The 18,710-nt window shown below is 63.8% G+C and carries 16 protein-coding genes; 10 read left to right on the top strand and 6 right to left on the bottom strand.

Features of this window, described 5'->3' with window-relative positions; translation table 11 throughout:
* Positions 1–3: 3 nt before the first annotated feature.
* Together lpdA and BT179_RS25700 are read left to right on the top strand one after the other, a co-directional pair.
* A complete protein-coding gene (gene lpdA / locus BT179_RS25705; protein ID WP_072432309.1) occupies positions 4–1,389 on the top strand; it encodes a dihydrolipoyl dehydrogenase in 1,386 nt (461 codons plus the stop codon).
* A 306-nt stretch (positions 1,390–1,695) separates the two neighbouring features.
* On the top strand, positions 1,696–2,715 hold the full coding sequence (locus BT179_RS25700) for a branched-chain amino acid aminotransferase (RefSeq protein ID WP_072432306.1): 1,020 nt from the start codon (positions 1,696–1,698) through the stop codon (positions 2,713–2,715).
* A gap of 92 nt (positions 2,716–2,807) precedes the next feature.
* Here BT179_RS25700 and BT179_RS25695 read toward each other — a convergent pair whose 3' ends face one another.
* On the bottom strand, positions 2,808–3,557 hold the full coding sequence (locus BT179_RS25695) for an ArsR/SmtB family transcription factor (protein WP_072432305.1): 750 nt from the start codon (positions 3,555–3,557) through the stop codon (positions 2,808–2,810).
* An 82-nt stretch (positions 3,558–3,639) separates the two neighbouring features.
* On the opposite strand from BT179_RS25695, the gene BT179_RS25690 reads away from it, so the two are divergent.
* Complete coding sequence (locus tag BT179_RS25690) at positions 3,640–4,767, top strand: cytochrome P450 (RefSeq protein ID WP_072432304.1); 1,128 nt, start codon at positions 3,640–3,642, stop codon at positions 4,765–4,767.
* Positions 4,768–4,787: 20 nt separating this feature from the next.
* Here the strand turns inward: BT179_RS25690 and BT179_RS25685 are convergent, their stop codons facing one another.
* Entirely contained in the window at positions 4,788–5,129 is a 342-nt protein-coding gene (locus tag BT179_RS25685; RefSeq protein WP_072399009.1) for an FKBP-type peptidyl-prolyl cis-trans isomerase, read from the bottom strand.
* 154 nt (positions 5,130–5,283) lie between these two features.
* On the opposite strand from BT179_RS25685, the gene BT179_RS25680 reads away from it, so the two are divergent.
* Both BT179_RS25680 and BT179_RS25675 read left to right on the top strand, forming a co-directional pair.
* Positions 5,284–6,345 carry a M4 family metallopeptidase gene (locus tag BT179_RS25680; protein WP_072432303.1) on the top strand — a complete coding sequence of 354 codons (1,062 nt, stop codon included), beginning with the start codon at positions 5,284–5,286 and terminating at the stop codon, positions 6,343–6,345.
* Positions 6,345–6,668 (top strand): protealysin inhibitor emfourin, encoded by a 324-nt coding sequence (locus tag BT179_RS25675; protein ID WP_072432302.1) that lies wholly within the window; start codon positions 6,345–6,347, stop codon positions 6,666–6,668. Before BT179_RS25680 ends, BT179_RS25675 begins: the two co-directional genes overlap by 1 nt.
* 49 nt (positions 6,669–6,717) lie before the next feature.
* Here the strand turns inward: BT179_RS25675 and BT179_RS25670 are convergent, their stop codons facing one another.
* A complete protein-coding gene (locus BT179_RS25670) occupies positions 6,718–7,026 on the bottom strand; it encodes an RcnB family protein (protein WP_072432301.1) in 309 nt (102 codons plus the stop codon).
* Positions 7,027–7,167: 141 nt separating this feature from the next.
* Between BT179_RS25670 and BT179_RS25665 the strand changes: the two genes are divergently transcribed.
* Positions 7,168–8,271, top strand: a complete 1,104-nt coding sequence (locus BT179_RS25665) for a DNA alkylation repair protein (protein WP_072432308.1) — start codon at positions 7,168–7,170, stop codon at positions 8,269–8,271.
* Positions 8,272–8,278: 7 nt separating this feature from the next.
* Here BT179_RS25665 and BT179_RS25660 read toward each other — a convergent pair whose 3' ends face one another.
* On the bottom strand, positions 8,279–10,393 hold the full coding sequence (locus tag BT179_RS25660) for a putative bifunctional diguanylate cyclase/phosphodiesterase (RefSeq protein WP_072399013.1): 2,115 nt from the start codon (positions 10,391–10,393) through the stop codon (positions 8,279–8,281).
* Between the two features lie 259 nt (positions 10,394–10,652).
* Here BT179_RS25660 and pncA point away from each other — a divergent pair, with 259 nt between their 5' ends.
* Together pncA and BT179_RS25650 are read left to right on the top strand one after the other, a co-directional pair.
* Positions 10,653–11,294, top strand: a complete 642-nt coding sequence (gene pncA / locus BT179_RS25655) for a bifunctional nicotinamidase/pyrazinamidase (protein ID WP_072399014.1) — start codon at positions 10,653–10,655, stop codon at positions 11,292–11,294.
* Between the two features lie 12 nt (positions 11,295–11,306).
* Positions 11,307–11,948: a DUF1345 domain-containing protein gene (locus BT179_RS25650; protein ID WP_072399015.1), complete on the top strand. Its 642-nt coding sequence runs from the start codon at positions 11,307–11,309 to the stop codon at positions 11,946–11,948.
* A gap of 57 nt (positions 11,949–12,005) precedes the next feature.
* Here the strand turns inward: BT179_RS25650 and BT179_RS25645 are convergent, their stop codons facing one another.
* Positions 12,006–13,310: an ATP-binding protein gene (locus BT179_RS25645; protein ID WP_072399016.1), complete on the bottom strand. Its 1,305-nt coding sequence runs from the start codon at positions 13,308–13,310 to the stop codon at positions 12,006–12,008.
* Between the two features lie 4 nt (positions 13,311–13,314).
* Complete coding sequence (locus tag BT179_RS25640; RefSeq protein ID WP_072399017.1) at positions 13,315–14,016, bottom strand: response regulator transcription factor; 702 nt, start codon at positions 14,014–14,016, stop codon at positions 13,315–13,317.
* A gap of 265 nt (positions 14,017–14,281) precedes the next feature.
* Here BT179_RS25640 and BT179_RS25635 point away from each other — a divergent pair, with 265 nt between their 5' ends.
* Together BT179_RS25635 and BT179_RS25630 are read left to right on the top strand one after the other, a co-directional pair.
* Positions 14,282–15,439 carry an efflux RND transporter periplasmic adaptor subunit gene (locus BT179_RS25635; protein ID WP_072399018.1) on the top strand — a complete coding sequence of 386 codons (1,158 nt, stop codon included), beginning with the start codon at positions 14,282–14,284 and terminating at the stop codon, positions 15,437–15,439.
* 14 nt (positions 15,440–15,453) lie between these two features.
* On the top strand, positions 15,454–18,585 hold the full coding sequence (locus BT179_RS25630; RefSeq protein ID WP_072432300.1) for an efflux RND transporter permease subunit: 3,132 nt from the start codon (positions 15,454–15,456) through the stop codon (positions 18,583–18,585).
* The last annotated feature ends 125 nt before the right edge of the window (positions 18,586–18,710 follow it).

The raw sequence follows: 18,710 nt of genomic DNA, 5'->3' as shown, positions 1-18,710 counted from the left end.
GGCATGCAACAGACTCTGAACACCACGCTGCTGATCATCGGCGGCGGTCCCGGCGGCTACGTGACGGCCATCCGCGCCGGCCAGTTGGGCATCCCGACCATCCTGGTGGAAGGCCAGGCGTTGGGCGGAACCTGCCTGAACATCGGCTGCATTCCGTCCAAGGCGTTGATCCATGTCGCCGAGCAGTTCCACCAGACATGTCACCACAGCCAGGGATCGGCCCTGGGCATCAGCGTATCGCCGCCCTCCCTGGACATCGGCAAGAGCGTGGAATGGAAGGACGGCATCGTCGACCGCCTGACCACCGGCGTCGCGGCATTGCTGAAGAAACACAAGGTCCAGGTCATCCATGGCTGGGCGAAAGTGGTCGATGGCAAGACCGTCGAAGTCGGCGACACCCGTATCCAGTGCGAACACCTGGTGCTGGCCACCGGCTCGAAAAGCGTCGACCTGCCGATGCTGCCCATTGGCGGGCCGATCGTCTCCTCCACCGAAGCCCTTGCACCGACCTCGATACCCCGGCACCTGGTCGTGGTCGGAGGCGGTTACATCGGCCTGGAACTGGGCATCGCCTACCGCAAGCTGGGCGCCGAGGTCAGCGTCGTTGAAGCCCGGGAGCGGATCCTGCCCGCCTATGACGGGGAACTGACCCAACCGGTGCACGAAGCGCTCAAGCAGCTGGGCGTGAAGCTGTACCTCAAGCACAGCGTCGAAGGTTTCGATGCCCAGGCCAGCGCCCTGCAAGTGCGCGACCCCGAAGGCGGCACGCTGGACCTGCAGACGGACCGGGTGCTGGTGGCGGTCGGACGCAAACCCAACACCCAAGGCTGGAACCTCGAAGCGTTGAACCTGACGATGAACGGCGCCGCCGTGAAAGTCGACCACCGCTGCCAGACCAGCATGCGCAACGTCTGGGCCATCGGCGACCTGAGCGGCGAACCGATGCTTGCCCACCGGGCCATGGCCCAGGGCGAAATGGTTGCCGAACTCATCGCCGGCAAGGCTCGGGAGTTCAATCCGGCAGCCATTCCCGCGGTGTGCTTCACCGATCCGGAAGTGGTGGTCGTGGGCAAGACCCCGGACGAAGCCAAGGCCGACGGCCTGGACTGCCTGGTGTCGAGCTTCCCGTTCGCCGCCAACGGCCGGGCCATGACCCTGGAATCGAAAAGCGGCTTTGTCCGGGTCGTGGCTCGGCGGGACAACCACCTGGTCGTCGGCTGGCAGGCGGTGGGCGTCGGCGTCTCGGAGCTGTCCACCGCATTCGGCCAGTCCCTTGAAATGGGCGCACGACTGGAAGATATCGCCGGCACCATCCACGCCCATCCGACCCTGGGCGAAGCGGTGCAGGAAGCCGCGCTGCGGGCGTTGGGGCATGCGTTGCATCTGTAGCCGATCAGTTGCAGGTCAATGAGCTTGTGGCGAGGGGATTTACCCTCGCTGGACTGCTAAGCAGTCCCAAGACAGCGATATCGGTGTGCCCGACACACCGGCTTGTTGGATTTAGGGCTGCTTCGCACCTGAGCGGAGATTAATCCCTTCGCCACAGGGTTTTGTTTAATCCGGGGACAGGTTTTCACCCCGGGGATTGGTGTTACGGGCTGCGAAACAGCCCCGGAATGAAGTATTGTTGTGCCCATCCAAAAAACGTCAGAAGCCTTTAACCGTTTCGACGGTCGTCAAGATATAGAGGGTGTCATGGGTAACGAGAGCATCAATTGGGACAAACTGGGCTTTGACTACATCAAGACCGACAAACGCTACCTGTCGCACTGGCGCAATGGCGCCTGGGACGCCGGCACCCTGACCGACGACAATGTGCTGCACATCAGCGAGGGCTCCACCGCCCTGCACTACGGTCAGCAATGCTTCGAGGGCCTGAAGGCCTACCGCTGCAAGGACGGCTCGATCAACCTGTTCCGTCCTGACCAGAACGCCGCCCGCATGCAGCGCAGTTGCGCCCGCCTGCTGATGCCCCACGTGGACACCGAGCAGTTCATCGAAGCCTGCAAGCAGGTGGTCCGCGCCAACGAGCGCTTCATCCCGCCCTACGGCACCGGTGGCGCGCTGTACCTGCGTCCCTTCGTGATCGGCGTGGGTGACAATATCGGCGTGCGTACCGCGCCCGAGTTCATCTTCTCGGTCTTCTGCATTCCGGTGGGCGCCTATTTCAAGGGCGGCCTGACGCCACACAACTTCCTCATCTCCAGCTTCGACCGTGCCGCGCCACAAGGCACCGGCGCGGCCAAGGTCGGTGGCAACTACGCGGCCAGCCTGATGCCCGGCTCGCAGGCCAAGAAGGCGTGCTTCGCCGACTGTATCTACCTGGACCCGCTGACCCACTCCAAAATCGAAGAAGTCGGCTCGGCCAACTTCTTCGGTATCACCCACGACAACAAGTTTGTCACCCCCAACTCGCCGTCCGTGCTGCCGGGAATCACCCGTCTGTCGCTGATCGAGCTGGCCAAATCGCGCCTGGGCCTGGAAGTGGTCGAAGGCGACGTGTTCATCGACAAGCTCTCGGACTTCAAGGAGGCCGGTGCCTGCGGTACCGCAGCGGTGATCACCCCGATCGGCGGCATCAGCTACAAGGACAAGCTGCACGTCTTCCACAGCGAAACCGAGGTCGGTCCGATCACTCAGAAGCTCTACAAAGAGCTGACCGGCGTGCAGACCGGCGACATCGAAGCGCCGGCAGGCTGGATCGTCAAGGTCTGATCCCAGGCCATCGGTAACGCACCAGGCTGTGTAAGCGACTCCTCAAAGCCCACTCCTGCATCAGCACGAGTGGGCTTTTCATTGCCTGTCGATCAGCGCAGACCCAGCGTAGGGGCGAGCCTGTTCTCGCTGCTCTCACCCACCTCCAGGTGCGCATTGATACCGAACCGCCTCGCCATCTCCTTGCGCCCAATGGCGGTCAACCCCAACGCCCGGCTGTCCAGATCCTGGCTCAGCCACTGGCGCTTGAGCGCCATTTGCAACAACGCCGCCCCCAAGGCACCTCCCAGGTGAGGCCGACGCATGCTCCAGTCCAGGCAAGGGCAGGCGAATCGCCGTCGCTGGGTGGCAAGGGCCTGAGCATCGACGCCCAGCGCCTGGAACAACGCTTCACCCGACTCGCTCAGCCGATAAGCCTGCCCTTCCACGTCCACCAGCCATCCGGCTTCGAGCATGCGGTCATGCAGCCGCACCGCCAACGTGCCAGCCATGTGGTCGTAGCAGGTACGGGCGAATTGCAGGCGGTCCGGGGTTCGTGGGACGAAGGCCGGCGCGGCGTTCTGACCGATCACCATCAGCGCTTCAAGGGCCTGGGCCACGCGTTTGTCCGCAAGGCTGTAGTAGCGATGACGCCCCTGAACATGCAAGCGCACCAGGGCCAGCTCCTTGAGTTTCGCCAGATGGGCGCTGGCGGTGGAAGCACTGACCTCGGCAATGCTCGCCAGCTCTGTGCTGGTCCGGGCGTGACCGTCCATCAACGAACAGAGCATGCGGGTGCGTGCCGGTTCGGCAATCGCCGCCGCCACCTGGGAAACACCGAGATCGTGGTGCTGCGCATTCATATTTCGCTCCTGGACGAATCAAGCCATGCATCGACTGGAGATAGTAGCAACTCTTTCTTCATCCTCAACGAGGCAGCGCTTCATGGACCCCATCACCGCCGCGACTCATCCCGACCCCTATCCTTATTACGCAAGCCTGCGCGCCAAAGGCGGGCTGACCTTCGATCAGCAGGTGCAGTCGTGGATCGCCAGCAGCGCCGAAGCCTTATGCGCCGTGCTGCGTCACGCCGATTGCCATGTTCGCCCGCTCCAGGAACCTGTGCCGAAGGCCATCGCCGGCAGGCCCGCCGGCCAGGTATTCGGGCACCTGATGCGCATGAACGAAGGCGAACGCCAGCGCTGCCCCAGGTCGGCGATCGCCCCGGGTTTGCAGGACATCGATCGACAGCAGGTCAAGGCATGGGTCAGGGCCGGTTTTTTCGAGGATGGGGCCGCGGGCCTGCATCACGCACAGTTCATCGGGCCGGTCGCCGTAGTGGCGGCGCTGTTGGGCTTCAGCCCGGCGGACAGCCGACTGCTCAGTGCACTGACGAGGGATTTCGTCGCGTGCTTGTCGCCCCTGAGCGACGCTGCGCAACTGCACGCCGCGCACCGCGCCACCGGTCAATTGCAGGTTCTGTTTCGCAAGCGAATCGAGGCCAACGATTCGGCCAGCGCCTGGCTCACAGGCATCTGCCAAGGCTTCGCAGGCGTCGCGCCGAACGACCTGGTCGCCAACCTGATCGGGCTGCTCGCACAAACCCACGAAGCCACCGCCGGCCTGATCGGCAATGCCCTGCTGGCGCTGATACGCGATCCGGCGTTGCTGCACAGGATCAGGGAGGAGCCGACGCTAATCGGCCCGTTACTGGCCGAAGTCCAGCGCTTCGACCCTCCCGTACAGAACACCCGTCGCTTCGTTGTCGCCCGCTGCGACATCCTCGGCGTGTCCCTGGAACCGGGGGAGGCGATCGTGGTGTTGCTCGCCTCGGCCAATCGCGATCCGGCCCTCAACCCACAGCCGGACCTCTTGCTGACGGACCGCCTCAATCGCCGCAGCTTCAGCTTCGGTGCCGGGCGCCATGAATGCCCGGGGCAAACCCTGGCGATGGATATCGCCGCGGCCTCCCTGGCGACGATCCTCGAGCGAGCCCCCCAGCCGGACCGGCTGGACTGGCGCTACCGCCCTTCGGTCAACGGTCGCATCCCAGTGTTCAGCGACCGCCCGTGAAAGGCGCCCCCAAAAGGCGTTCAATCGTCGCGGGTCAGTACTTCCAGCAGTTCGATTTCAAAGATGAGGTTGCTGTTGGGCTTGATGTGGGCACCCATGGACCGCTCGCCATAGGCCAGGTGGGCCGGCACCAGCAGCTTGCGCTTGCCACCGACCTTCATGCCCATCAAGCCCTGGTCCCAGCCCTTGATGACACGACCGGTGCCAATGACGCACTGGAAGGGTTTGCCACGGCTGTAGGACGAATCGAATTCGGTGCCGTCTTCCAGCGTGCCGCGGTATTGAGTGGTGATCAGCGCCCCTTTGACTACGCTTTTACCGTCGCCCTGCTCCAGGTCGATGATTTGCAATTCTTCGCTCATGGCCATTTTCCGTTGGGTTCGAGGCGCGGTTTTTCGCAGAAATCCACGTGCCTGGCAAACTTTTATGGCCAGCGGCTTCGCTGCGGGAGGGAACCGCAGCGGCCGCCCTGGTTCACATGGGTATCGACCCTGCATTTCAGATAAGGATGTTCTGATGATCGACTCTCGCCCTCTTCATGGCTTCATTCCGCCCTATATCCTCAACCGCATCATCGCCCACGGCTCCGAACAGCAGCGCTCCAGCGCCCTGGGCACCCTGACCCATGTGCGCAGCCTGCGGCACAATCCCGGCCCGCCCCACACCCCACCCGTCGCTGCCGCACTGGCAAGGCCGGGCAAGCCCGGCCATCCTCAGCGCAGCGTGCACGACGCACAGAACAGCATGGAACTGCCCGGACAGCCCGTGCGCCTCGAAGGCCAACCGGCCAGCGGCGACCCGGCCGTGGACGAAGCCTACGATGCCCTGGGCGCCACCTACGATTTCTTCTGGAAAGTCCTGGGCCGTGACTCCATCGACAACAAGGGCTTCGCCCTGGTGGGCACCGTGCATTACGGCCAGGGCTACGAAAACGCCTTCTGGAACGGCGCGCAGATGGTGTTCGGCGACGGCGACGGGGAAATCTTCCAACGCTTCACCCGCTCCCTCGATGTGGTGGCCCACGAGCTGGCCCACGGCGTCACCGAAAGCGAAGCGGGCCTGATCTATGCCAACCAGTCCGGCGCCCTGAACGAATCCGTCTCCGACGTGTTCGGCGTGCTGGTCAAGCAGTTCGTGCTCGAACAGACCGCCGACCAGGCAGACTGGCTCATCGGCGCCGACCTGCTCACCGACAGGATCAACGGCGACGGCCTGCGCAGCATGTCCAACCCCGGCACGGCCTACGACGATCCGTTGCTGGGCAAGGACCCGCAGCCGGCGCATATGCGTCAGTTCGTCATCACCCGCGAGGACAATGGCGGCGTGCACATCAATTCCGGCATTCCCAACCGCGCCTTTTATCTGGTGGCCACCGCGCTGGGCGGATTTGCCTGGGAAAAGGCCGGCCGAATCTGGTATGACACCTTGTGCGACCGAAAACTGGCCAACGACGCGTCCTTCAGTGCTTTCGCCCGCCTGACCGTCGAGCACGCCCGCCAGCGGTTTGGCGAGCGGGAAGTGCAAGCGGTGCAGGATGGCTGGGACCAGGTGGGCGTCGACCTGACTGAGGAGAGCTGATGAAGAACCTTCCAGACCTCGACGACAAGGCCGTGGTGCGGCTGTCACGCCAGGGCGGCGTGGCGGCCATCCATGCCCTGACCCGGCCCCGGGAGATCGAGTTCGCCCAATGCGACCTCGACCAGCGAACGCGCATCTGCTCGGTCCTGGAGGGCTGCCTGCCGCTGACCTCTTCCACGCCCGGGCGCGGCGACCAGCGTTTCTTCCAGATCGAGGTGCGCTACCGCACCAACGACCAGGACGACGAAATGGTGCTGCAGGTGCCCGAGGACCGGGCACCCGGCGAATTGATCCAGTTGTGGGACAAGGGCGAAGTCATCTGAGGACCCGGGGTTGTACGAAGAGTTGCCCAGGGCACTTTTCGTACAAAGCCTAACGCGTGGCCGGAACGATCTTGACGATGGCGCCCGAGACGGTTTCGATCAGCAGGTATTTGTCGTCGATATGCACCCATTGCTGCTCGCTTGTCGGCTGCTCGAGCTGCTTCTGTTTCCAATCCTTCACGGCCCTGTCGGCGCGCTGGTAGTCCGCCGGCACGCGGTCGTTCTCCACCAGCCTGCGACCATTGCTTGGCGAATGCTCCAGGGCATCGCCGGTCTTCTCGACTGCCTGGGCGGCAGGCCCGAGGGCGGCGAGGCCGGCGATCAGGAGCAGGCTGGCGGTCAGGGTTGGTTTACGCATAGAAAAAACTCCAGTTTTGCGAGGGACTGAAGCTGGGACTTCGCCAGCGACGAATCATTCCATTGGCTGTAGCCGTGGCGAAGGAAGCTTGCGCCCTCGCCACGGGATATAGTGACCACCCCTTGGACATCGGCCCTCACCATGACGACCCCGACCACTGCCTCCCCTGCCCTCAAGGAAATCTTCAACGCCGCGCGCCTGGAACACATCGCCAGCCAAATGAGCGCGGTGTACCCGGCATTCGATGCCAAGGCCTTCCTGCGCATGGCCAACGACGGGCTGGCCGAGTTGTCGGTGATGCAACGCATGGCCCGGGTCAGCGAATGCCTGCATGCGGTGCTGCCCCTGAGCTATGAAGCCTCGCTGGACGTGCTGCGGGACCTGGCCCCGCGCCTGAACAGCATGTTCGTCAGCATGTTCCTGCCGCACTATGTCGCCTGCCATGGCCGGCACGCCTTCGACCTGTCCCTGGACGCGCTCAAGTATTTCACCCGGTTCGGCTCTTCGGAATTCGCGGTGCGGCACTTCCTGCGCGATGATCTGGAACGCTGCCTCAAGGTCATGCACACCTGGGCGCTGGATCCCAACGAGCACGTACGACGCCTGGCCAGCGAAGGCAGCCGTCCGCGGCTGCCGTGGTCGTTTCACCTGGAGCCGATCCAGGCCAACCCCGAGCTCACCGCCGCTATCCTGGAGACCCTCAAGGCCGATAGCAGCCTCTATGTGCGCAAGTCCGTGGCCAATCATCTCAACGATGTGACCAAGCAGCATCCCGACTGGGTGCTCGACCGGATCGAAGGCTGGCCGCTGCAAGACCGCCATACCGCCTGGATCGCCCGACATGCGCTGCGCAGCCTGATCAAGCAGGGCGATCCCAGGGCGCTGGCCGTCATCGGGGTCGGCGGCAAGGCCCAGGTCCAGGTTTCGGAATTGAAGGTGACGCCTGGGGTGATTCGCCTCGGAGACCAGATCACGCTGTCCTTCAAGGTGCAATCCACCCTGGAAAAGCCCCAGCGCCTGGTGATCGACTATGCCATCGATTATGTGAAAGCCTCGGGCGGCACCTCGGCCAAGGTCTTCAAGCTAAAGACCTTCGATCTGCCGGCCCACGGCTGCGTCGCCCTGAGTCGCTCCCAATTCATCCGCGAGCTGACCACTCGCCGGCACTACGCGGGCCGGCATGCGGTGCACCTGCTGGTCAATGGCGAGCGATTGGGCAGCACGGCGTTCGATATCCTTGGGTGACGCCCAGTCAGACCGCCACCATCCGTGGCGCCTGGCGGATATTCTGCAGGAAACGCTCCGCCGGCAACGGATGGCCCAGCAGGTAGCCTTGCAACGAATCGCAGCCCAACCGGGTCAGGAAGCTCTGCTGCACATCGGTCTCCACACCTTCGGCGACAATGCGCAGGCCCAGGGCCTGGCCGAGGGCGACAATGGCCGAGACGATGGCCGCATCGTCGCTGTCATGCTCCAGGTCACGCACGAAACCGCGATCGATCTTCAATTCATTGGCCGGAAGGCGCTTGAGGTACATCAGGCTCGAATAGCCGGTACCGAAGTCGTCGATGGACAAGTCCACGCCCATGTCCGATAGCTGTTGCAACACCGTCATGCTCGCATCCGCGTCGCTCATGGCCGTGGTTTCAGTGATTTCCAGGGTCAGGCTGTTGGCCGGCAGGCAGTGCGTCGCCAGCGCCGTGGCCACGCTTTGCACCAGGCCCGCGTGGCAGAACTGCAACGCCGACAGGTTCACCGCGATGCGCCAGTCGGTATAGCCGAGCACGTACCATTCGCGCATCTGGCGACAGGCCTCGTTGAGCACCCATTCGCCGATGGCGATGATCAGGCCGGTCTTTTCCGCCAGGTCGATGAAGGTATCGGGCATCAACAGGCCCTGGGTCGGATGAACCCAGCGCAACAAGGCCTCGGCACCGACCGGACGACCGTTGGCGGCGTCGAACTTGGGCTGGTAATGCAGGCTGAACTGCCGCTGTTCGACGGCGATACGCAGATCCTGAAGCAGTTGCAGCTGGCGGCGGGCATTGCTGTTCATCGACGCGTCGAAAAAACTGTAGCCGTTCTTGCCAGTGCCTTTGGCGTGATACATCGCCGCATCGGCATTCATCAGCAACTCTTCGGCGCTATGGCCGTTGCCCGGATACAGCGCAATGCCGACGCTGGCGGAAATCTGCAGCTCATGCTCGGCGACCCGGAACGTACGACCGATCAACCCCACCTGGCGCGCCGCCAGCCGCAAGGCGTCATCCGCTTCGGCCAATTGCACCAGCAACACGAATTCGTCACCGCCAATTCGCGCCAGGGTGTCCTGGCTGCGCAGGTCTTCGCGCAGGCGCAGGGCCACCTCGCGCAACAACAGGTCACCCATGTGATGACCGAAAGCGTCGTTGACCGGCTTGAAGCCGTCCAGGTCGATGAACATCAAGGCAAAGCAACCGCCCTGCTCCCGCACCCGGTACATCGCCTGGCCGATGCGGTCGGCCAGCAACACGCGGTTGGGCAACCCGGTCAGGGGGTCGTGCAAGGCCAGCTGGGTCAATTCCCGGTTGGCCAGGGTCAAGGATTGCGCCAGCTCCGCGGTGCGGGCTTCCAGGCGAGCGTCGAGTATCGATGTCAGCAAGGCAATAGACAGCACCGCCAGGGTCGTGATCAGCACCAGGTTGTCCAGGCCCTTGCCGCTCAATCCGCCAAGGGCGCCGCAGAAACTGCCCTCGCTGAACCGTGCCCCGGCCATGCCGGTGTAGTGCATGCCGACAATGGCAATACCCATGATCACCGCCGCGCCGGCACGTGCCAGTCGTACGTGCGGCGTGTTCTGGCGCAGGCGAAAGGCGATCCACAAGGCAGCCGCCGAAGCCCCCACCGCGATCACCAGCGAGGCGCCGAACAGCGTCGGGTCGTAGTCGATCCCCGGCTGCATCTGCAGCGCTGCCATGCCGGTGTAGTGCATGGCACTGATGCCGGCCCCCATGAACAGCGCGCCGAAAGCCAACTGCCAGGCAGGCAGCCGGGGCTGGCTGACCAGCCACAGGGCGAAACCGCAGGAAAGGATGGCGATCAGCAACGACAGCGCGGTGATCGAGACGTCGTAGCCAAGCTCTATGGGCAGGGTGAACGCCAGCATGCCGATGAAATGCATGGACCAGACACCCACCCCCATCGCCAGCGCGCCACCGGTCATCCACAACCGGGCGGCGCGCCCCTGGGTGGTGGCGATACGGCCGGCCAGGTCCAGCGCGGTATAAGACGCCAGGACAGCGACCAGGAGGGAAATCAAAACAAGGGCGGGGGAATAACTGCCGATAAGCATGGATGTTTTCTCGTACTGAAGCCGAACTGCCTCCATGCCCGGTTTAGGTTGCGATTGTACACAAGCGCGCCGCAGACGCATCGCCACAAATATCAAAAAGCCATTATTTGCGACGAAAGACACTTCGCGCCCCAGCCCCTGATGGCGAGCGCTGGCTGACTCGCATACAAGAAGTGCCTGCCGATATGCACGTTGCCGATCGGGTCAGGTGCCGACTCATTGGTCTTGCAAAAAAACACCCTGATCCAAAGCCTGTTTGGCTAAGCTGGGGAGGCCTTATAAGGAGATTGCAGCCATGCCAGTGCACGACACCCGAACCACGAACACCGCGCTGCTGGTGATCGACGTACAGAACGATTTCATCCCAGGTGGCCAACTGGCCGTTCCAGGGGGCGATGAAATCGTGCCGTTGATCAACCGGCTGGGCCGCTCATTCAGGCAGGTCATTCTCGCGCAGGACTGGCACCCTGCCGGGCATGCCTCGTTTGCCTCCAGTCATCCGGGCAGACAACCTTTCGACCTGATCGAACTGCCCTACGGCGAGCAGAAGCTCTGGCCCGACCACTGCATCCAGGGTACCCAGGGCGCCGAGCTGCACCCGGCACTGGACCTGCCCCACGCACAGCTGATCATTCGCAAGGGGTGCAACCCGGGCATCGACAGTTATTCGGCCTTCATGGAAGCTGACCGCCAGACTCCCACCGGCCTGACCGGCTACCTCAAGGAACGCGGCATCGACACCGTATACCTGGTGGGCCTGGCCCTGGATTTCTGCGTGATGTTCTCGGCCCTTGATGCCCGGGCGGCGGGGTTCAATGCCTTCGTGCTGCTCGACGCCTGCCGGGGTATCGACACCGAGGGCTCGATGGAATCGGCAATCCGGCGGATGCAGGAAGCGAACGTAGAGCTGATCCAGTCCAGCGTCCTGACAGGCTAGGCTCTGGTGTCCATGTCCTTCCTGCCCCGTACCCACCCACGCCTCTGCGCCGCCGCACTGTTGGGGCTGACGGCGGGTGTGCTGGCGCCCGCCGACTCGGTCATCGGCAGGATCCTGATCGGCTGGAATGTCGGGGTCTGGACGTACCTGGCATTGATGTTCTGGCTGACCGTGAAGGCCAAGGCACCCGATGTCCGGCGCATCGCCGAAATCGAAGACGAGAACGCCGGGCTGGTCCTGCTGATGGTCTGCATCGCGGCACTGGCCAGCCTGGCGACCATCACCCTGGAACTGGCCGGCAGCCGTGACCTGCAGGCATCCGGCAAGCTGCTGCACTATGGCTTCACCGCACTCACGGTGCTGGGTTCATGGTTGCTGATCGGCGTGATCTTCAGTGTCCACTATGCACGACTGTATTACACCTGGGACGGCAAGGAGCCGGCCTTGCGCTTCGCCGAAGGCCTGACCACGCCCAACTATTGGGACTTCCTTTATTTCTCGTTCACCATCGGCGTGGCGGTGCAGACCTCGGACGTGGGCGTCGCCACCCGGCAGTTGCGCAAGATCGTGCTGGCACAATCGTTGATCGGCTTCGTGTTCAACACCGCGATCCTGGGGTTCTCGATCAATATCGCGGCGGGGTTGTTCGGGTGAAAGGGACCGCTTCGCGCTCCTGCGGGGATAAATCCCCTCGCCACGGGAAACCGTAGCCTATGACTGGGGCGTCGCCAGCCACAGCCTGAACCGCGCGCCGCCCAGGGGCGAGGGCTCGACCGTCAACGTGCCGCCCTGGGCCTCCAGGGCGCGGCGACTGATGGCCAGGCCGAGGCCGAAGCCGCCGGTGGCACGGTCACGGCTGCGATCCAGGCGGTAGAACGGCTCGAACACCCGCTCGCGCTCGTCGTCGGGAATGCCGATGCCATCGTCGTCCACCCAGATCTCGCAGCCCTGGTCGCTGACCAGCACCCCGACCTGGATGCGCTTTTCGCAATAGCGCATGGCGTTGCGCAACAGATTCTGCAGCGCCCGGGCGGTCAGGCGCGGATCCAGCACGAAACGCTCCAGGGTGCCGTGCAACAGCACGTCGATCACCACGTCCGGCGCTGCCAGGTCTTCGTCGACACTGCCCAGGATGCTGTCGATGAACTCATCCAGCGGCACTTCGACCCGCTCGGGCAAACGCTCGGGGTTCTGCAGGCGACTGTAGGACAGCAACTCCAGCACCAGTTCGTCCAGCTCGCGAATGTGCGCCACCAACCCTTGCAGGCGTTCGCGGCTGGCCGGTGGCAGGTCATCGGACAATGCCAGGGCCAGGCCGAAGTCGAGCCGGGTCAAGGGTGTGCGCAGTTCGTGGGAGACGGCGTTGAGCAAGTCGCGCTGCTGGTTGAGCAGGTTCTCGATGTCGCCGGCCATGGTATCGAACACATGGGCCAGGCTGCCGATGTTGGAGCTGGAGGCGATGAGGGTTCGTTCGCTCAAATGCCCCTTGCCGAAACGTTCGGCGGTGCGCTTGAGGCGCTCCAGATCGCGCCAGTGGGGGCGCAGCCAGAGCAACAGGCAGGCGAGCAGCGTCGCGCCGATCAACACGTTGATGCTCCAGTACAACCAGCTGACATCGGCCGGATCCGGCGGCACGACCATCTTGACCGCCACCTGCCCGTCCAGGGGCGACACCGCCAGGGTCCGCCAGCCCCATTCGCCGAGGCGCACCACGTTCTCACCGCGCTTGAGGCGCGCCTGCTCGTCGGGGCTGAAACCGCTGTCGTCGATGGACGCCAGCTCGATGCGCAGCGGGTCGAATTCCTTGTCCATCTGCGCCGCCAGCGCCGGCCACTGCGCCACGGGCGCTGCATGGAACTGCTTGACCATCAGGGTTTGCAGGCCACGTGAATAGTCGAGGTTATAGGTCAGGAAGCGCTCGTGGAACAGGCGGATCACCAGTTCGGGCATCAGGTAGATCGCCGCGCTGTAGGAGACGATGGTCACCAGGTAAAGACGGATCAGCAGTTTCCACATGGGCTCAGCATTCCCACTCGGAACGGCTGAACAGGTAACCCTTGCCCCACACGGTCTTGATCTTGCGCGCCTCGCCGGCGTTGTCGTCGAACTTGCGGCGCAGCTTGGATATCGCCACGTCCACCGAACGGTCGGTGCCGTTGAACTCGATGCCCCGCAGGCGTTGCAGGATCTGGTCGCGGCTCAGCACTTCCCCCGAATGCCGTGCCAGCACCACCAGCAGGTTGTATTCGCCACTGGACAGTTCCACCGGCTGGCCGCGCCAGATCACGGTGCGCTCGGACAAGTCGATGCACAGGTTGCCCATCAGGATGCGGTCGTTGGCCGTCTGGGGTTCGGTGAGGCTGCTGCGCCGCAGCAAGGTGCGGACCCGCGCCAGCAATACCCGTGGCTCGCAGGGCTTGGTGACGTAGTCGTCGGCGCCCATCTCCAGGCCGAGCACCTGGTCGTGACTGTCGTCCCGGGCGGTGAGCATCAGGATCGGCAACGTCGCCGAGTCGGCCCGCAGCAGACGGCAGACCTGCAAGCCGTCCAGCCCTGGCAGCATGAGGTCGAGGATCACCAGGTCCGGCGGGTCGACCCGCGCCCGCTCACGCACATGATCGCCACGGCTGAGCACGCTGACCTGATAGCCGTTGCGCTCCAGGTAACTGGCGATCAGTTCGCAGAGGGCGGTGTCGTCTTCGACCAGGAGGATGTTGGGCATCGTGTTTCCAGAAAGTGCTGGGGCGCCTGGAAAGGCCTCATCGCGGGCAAGCTCGCCCCCACAGGGTTCGCGTGATCATTGTGGGGGCGAGCTTGCTCGCGATGGCGATAGGACAAGCGCGGAAAATCTCAAGCAGCCAAGGATATACGCCCTCACCCACCCGCGAACAAAACCCTTACACAATTTCACACACCCCCTACAAAGCTTTACCGTTGCCTGCGGCCGCCCCCCGTAGCATGGCAGCGTTCATTATTGGGGAAGCACCATGTCAACGAACACCTTCGCCACCCTGGGCCTGTTGCTCGGGGCGCTGCTGTTGAGCGCCTGCGACAGCGCCTTGCCCCCGGCCGACGAAGCGCCGCTGGCCACCGTAACCATCGAAACGATCCAGGCCCGGCCGCTGTCCATCAGCAGTGAACTGAGCGGGCGCATCGCCGCGCCGCGAACCGCCGAAGTCCGTGCACGCGTTCCCGGCGTGGTGTTGCAACGGGTGTATCGCGAAGGCAGCGACGTGAAGAAAGGCGATGTGCTGTTCCGCATCGACCCGGCCCCGTTCAAGGCCGACCTGGACAGCGCCGAAGCCGCGTTGCGCAAGGCAGAGGCCAACGCGTTCCAGGCCCGCCTGCAAGAGCAACGTTATTCGCAGTTGATCGCCGACAATGCCATCAGCGGCCAGGACTATGACAATGCCCGCTCGGCCGTCCGCCAGACTGCCGCCGATGTCGCCGCCAACAAGGCCGCCGTGGAGCGGGCCAGGCTGAACCTGGACTATGCCACGGTCACCGCGCCGATTGCCGGGCGCATCGGCCGGGCACTGGTGACCGAGGGCGCGCTGGTGGGCCAGAACGAAACCACGCCGCTGGCCCTGATCCAGCAGTTGAATCCGATCCATGCCGACCTTACGCAATCGACCCGCGAACTCAACGAGCTGCGCCGGGCCTTGCGCTCCGGACAGTTGCAGCAGGTCGGCCAGGACCAGGCCAAGGCCACGTTGATCCAGGACGACGGCAGCCTCTACCCGTTGCCGGGCAAGCTGCTGTTCACCGACATCGCCGTCGACCCGGGCACCGGCCAGATCACCCTGCGCAGCGAATTTCCCAACCCTGACCTCGACCTGTTGCCGGGCAGCTTCGTGCGCGTACGCCTGGAGCAAGCCTTCGATCGGCAAGGCATCAGCGTGCCACAACAGGCCATCCAGCGAGACAGCGCCGGCGTGGCCCAGGTATTGCTGCTCGACGCGCAACAACAGGTCAGCCTGCAACCGGTGGAACTGGGCGCCGTACAAAACGACCGCTGGATCGTCACCCACGGCCTGAAGCCCGGCGACCGCATCGTGGTGCAAGGCCTGCAACACGCCCGCCCCGGTGAAAAAGTCCGGATCGACGACTCCCCTCTTCCCCTTGCCCAGGTCCCTGGGCAGTAAGCAGGACGTTTCCTATGCCGCAGTTCTTTATCGACCGCCCGGTGTTCGCCTGGGTGGTCGCGTTGTTCATCCTGCTGGCCGGTGCGCTGGCCATCCCGAAGCTGCCGGTGGCGCAGTACCCGGACGTCGCGCCACCGCAGATCGAGATCTATGCGGTATACCCGGGCGCCTCGGCGCAGACCGTGGACGAAAGCGTGGTCAGCCTGATCGAAGAAGAGCTCAACGGCGCCGACAACCTGTTGTACTTCGGTTCCCAGAGCAGCCTGGGCAGCGCCACCATCACCGCGACGTTCCAGCCCGGGACCAACCCCGAACTGGCCCAGGTCGACGTACAGAATCGCCTCAAGGCCGTGGAGTCGCGCCTGCCTCAGGCGGTCACTCAGCAAGGCCTGCAGGTGGACAAGGTCTCGGCCGGGTTCCTGTTGCTGATCACCCTGACCTCCAGTGACGGCAAGCTCGACGATGTGGCCCTCAGCGATTACCTGGCGCGCAACGTGATGAACGAGATCAAGCGCCTGGACGGTGTCGGCAAGGCGCAGTTGTACGGCGCCGAACGGGCGATGCGGATCTGGATCGACCCACAGAAGCTGCTGAGCTTCAACCTGACGCCGGCCGACGTCAACGCCGCCATCGTGGCGCAGAATGCCCAGGTGTCGGCGGGCAGCATCGGTGATCTGCCGACCCGTACCACCCAGGAAATCACCGCGACCGTCCTGGTCAAGGGCCAACTGTCGACGCCTGAAGAATTCGCCGACATCGTGCTCAAGGCCAATCCCGACGGCTCCACCGTGCGCATCGCCGATGTGGCCCGGGTCGAGGTCGGCAGCCAGGAATATCAATTTTCCACGCGCTTGAACGGCAAGCCGTCCACCGCCGTCAGCGTGCAGTTGTCACCCGGGGCCAACGCCCTGAGCACGGCGACCCTGGTACGGGAAAAAATGGACGAACTGGCGCGCTATTTTCCGGCCGGCGTGGAATACAAGATCCCCTACGACACCTCGCCTTTCGTCAAAGTCTCTATCACCAAAGTGGTCTATACCCTCGGCGAGGCCATGCTGCTGGTGTTCGCCGTGATGTTCCTGTTCCTGCAGAACATCCGCTACACCTTGATCCCGACCCTGGTGGTGCCAGTGGCCCTGATGGGGACGTTCGCCACCATGCTTGCCCTGGGTTTTTCCATCAACGTGCTGACCATGTTCGGCATGGTGCTGGCCATCGGCATCCTGGTGGACGACGCCATCGTGGTGGTGGAGAACGTCGAGCGGATCATGGTCAGCGAGGGCTTGTCCCCCAGGGAGGCGACGCGCAAGGCGATGCGGCAGATCACCGGCGCGATCGTCGGCATCACCCTGGTGCTGGTGGCGGTGTTCATTCCGATGGCGTTCATGCAAGGCTCGGTGGGGGTCATCTATCGGCAGTTCTCGCTGTCCATGGCCACGTCGATTCTGTTTTCAGCCTTCCTCGCCTTGACGTTGACCCCGGCGCTTTGCGCGACCTTGTTAAAACCCATCGCCCAGGGCGAACACCACGCCAAAGGCGGATTCTTCGGCTGGTTCAATCGGCGTTTCGATCAATTGAGTGATCGTTATCAAGGTTGGGTGGCCTATGCATTGAAACGCACCGGGCGCTATCTGCTGATCTACGGCGTATTGCTGGTGAGCCTGGGCCTGCTGTTCAGTCGCTTGCCCTCCTCCTTCCTGCCGGTGGAAGACCAGGGCTATACCATCACCGATATCCAGCTGCCGCCCGGCGCGAGCAAGAACCGCACGGTGCAGGTGGTCGAGCAGATCGAGTCGCACAACGCCGGCGAGCCGGGGGTGGGCGACAGCACGGTGATCCTCGGCTTCAGCTTTTCCGGCAGCGGGCAGAATGCCGCGCTGGCGTTCACCACCCTCAAGGACTGGTCGGACCGTGGCAGCGACGACTCGGCAAGCTCCATTGCCGAGCGCGCCAACCAGGCCTTCGGCCGGATCAAGGATGCCGTGGCCTTCGCTGTTCTCCCGCCGCCAGTGGATGGCCTGGGGACTTCCAGCGGTTTCGAGTTCCGCTTGCAGGATCGCGGTGGGCTCGGCCACGCCACCCTCATGCAGGCTCGCAGCGAATTGCTCGCCGCCGCTGAAAAAAGCCCGGTGCTGATGAACGTGCGCGAGAGTGCCCTGGCCGAAGCGCCGCAAGTGCAATTGGAAGTGGACCGTAAGCAAGCCAATGCCTTGGGGGTGTCTTTCGCCGACGTCGGCAACGTGCTGGCGACTGCCGTGGGCTCAAGCTACATCAACGACTTCCCCAACCAGGGGCGGATGCAGCGGGTGGTGGTCCAGGCCGAAGGCGATCAACGCAGCCAGGTCGCCGATCTGTTGAAGATCCATGTGCGCAACGACAGCGGGAAAATGGTGCCGCTGTCGGCCTTTGTCCAGGCCCGATGGACCCAGGGCCCGACACAACTGACCCGCTACAACGGCTACCCGGCCATCAGCATTTCCGGCGAACCGGCGCCTGGCCACAGCACCGGCGAAGCCATGGCGGAAATCGAACGCCTGGTGGCCCGAGGTCCGGCGGGACTGGGCCAGGAATGGACCGGGCTGTCGTTGCAGGAGCGCCTGTCCGGCAGCCAGGCGCCGATCCTGCTGGGCCTGTCGCTGCTGGTGGTGTTCCTGTGCCTGGCGGCGCTCTATGAGAGCTGGTCGATCCCCACCTCGGTCCTGCTGGTGGTACCACTGGGCGTGCTCGGCGCGGTGCTGGCGGTGTCGTTGCGCGGCATGCCCAACGATGTGTTCTTCAAGGTGGGGCTGGTCACCATCATCGGCCTGTCGGCCAAGAACGCCATCCTGATCATCGAGTTCGCCAAGAGCCTCTACGACGAAGGCCATGACCTGGTCGATGCCACGCTCCAGGCCGCGCGCTTGCGCCTGCGTCCGATCATCATGACCTCCCTGGCCTTCATCCTCGGCGTGGTACCCCTGGCCATCGCTACCGGCGCCAGTTCGGCGAGCCAGCAGGCCATCGGCACCGGGGTGATTGGCGGGATGATCACCGCGACATTGGCGGTGGTGTTCGTGCCGGTGTTTTTCGTGGGGGTGATGAAGCTGGCGAGACAGCGCAGCAAGGGGATTCTGGAAGACTTTGAAAATCTGAAAGATCAACCATAAAAATACGGCTTTGTACAGTTGTCATGTCTGACAGTATACAGGCGGGAAAGATGGGTCTTAGATGAACATTCCATGCCAATGACATCGCAGGATGCCCGCTGGATCTCCCGCCGAACATTACGGAG

Origin of the sequence: Pseudomonas sp. NFACC43, from assembly GCF_900119645.1 — a bacterium.
Taxonomy (GTDB): domain Bacteria; phylum Pseudomonadota; class Gammaproteobacteria; order Pseudomonadales; family Pseudomonadaceae; genus Aquipseudomonas.
Note: the sequence above shows the minus strand (reverse complement) of the source record. Positions and strands in the feature narration are given on the sequence as shown.

What these genes read in the sequence shown, in the direction of transcription:
- lpdA (WP_072432309.1), top strand. Translation starts at nt 4, where the DNA reads ATGCAACAGACTCTGAACACCACGCTGCTGATCATCGGCGGCGGTCCC.
- BT179_RS25700 (WP_072432306.1), top strand. Translation starts at nt 1,696, where the DNA reads ATGGGTAACGAGAGCATCAATTGGGACAAACTGGGCTTTGACTACATC.
- BT179_RS25695 (WP_072432305.1), bottom strand. Translation starts at nt 3,557, where the DNA reads ATGAATGCGCAGCACCACGATCTCGGTGTTTCCCAGGTGGCGGCGGCG.
- BT179_RS25690 (WP_072432304.1), top strand. Translation starts at nt 3,640, where the DNA reads ATGGACCCCATCACCGCCGCGACTCATCCCGACCCCTATCCTTATTAC.
- BT179_RS25685 (WP_072399009.1), bottom strand. Translation starts at nt 5,129, where the DNA reads ATGAGCGAAGAATTGCAAATCATCGACCTGGAGCAGGGCGACGGTAAA.
- BT179_RS25680 (WP_072432303.1), top strand. Translation starts at nt 5,284, where the DNA reads ATGATCGACTCTCGCCCTCTTCATGGCTTCATTCCGCCCTATATCCTC.
- BT179_RS25675 (WP_072432302.1), top strand. Translation starts at nt 6,345, where the DNA reads ATGAAGAACCTTCCAGACCTCGACGACAAGGCCGTGGTGCGGCTGTCA.
- BT179_RS25670 (WP_072432301.1), bottom strand. Translation starts at nt 7,026, where the DNA reads ATGCGTAAACCAACCCTGACCGCCAGCCTGCTCCTGATCGCCGGCCTC.
- BT179_RS25665 (WP_072432308.1), top strand. Translation starts at nt 7,168, where the DNA reads ATGACGACCCCGACCACTGCCTCCCCTGCCCTCAAGGAAATCTTCAAC.
- BT179_RS25660 (WP_072399013.1), bottom strand. Translation starts at nt 10,393, where the DNA reads ATGGAGGCAGTTCGGCTTCAGTACGAGAAAACATCCATGCTTATCGGC.
- pncA (WP_072399014.1), top strand. Translation starts at nt 10,653, where the DNA reads ATGCCAGTGCACGACACCCGAACCACGAACACCGCGCTGCTGGTGATC.
- BT179_RS25650 (WP_072399015.1), top strand. Translation starts at nt 11,307, where the DNA reads ATGTCCTTCCTGCCCCGTACCCACCCACGCCTCTGCGCCGCCGCACTG.
- BT179_RS25645 (WP_072399016.1), bottom strand. Translation starts at nt 13,310, where the DNA reads ATGTGGAAACTGCTGATCCGTCTTTACCTGGTGACCATCGTCTCCTAC.
- BT179_RS25640 (WP_072399017.1), bottom strand. Translation starts at nt 14,016, where the DNA reads ATGCCCAACATCCTCCTGGTCGAAGACGACACCGCCCTCTGCGAACTG.
- BT179_RS25635 (WP_072399018.1), top strand. Translation starts at nt 14,282, where the DNA reads ATGTCAACGAACACCTTCGCCACCCTGGGCCTGTTGCTCGGGGCGCTG.
- BT179_RS25630 (WP_072432300.1), top strand. Translation starts at nt 15,454, where the DNA reads ATGCCGCAGTTCTTTATCGACCGCCCGGTGTTCGCCTGGGTGGTCGCG.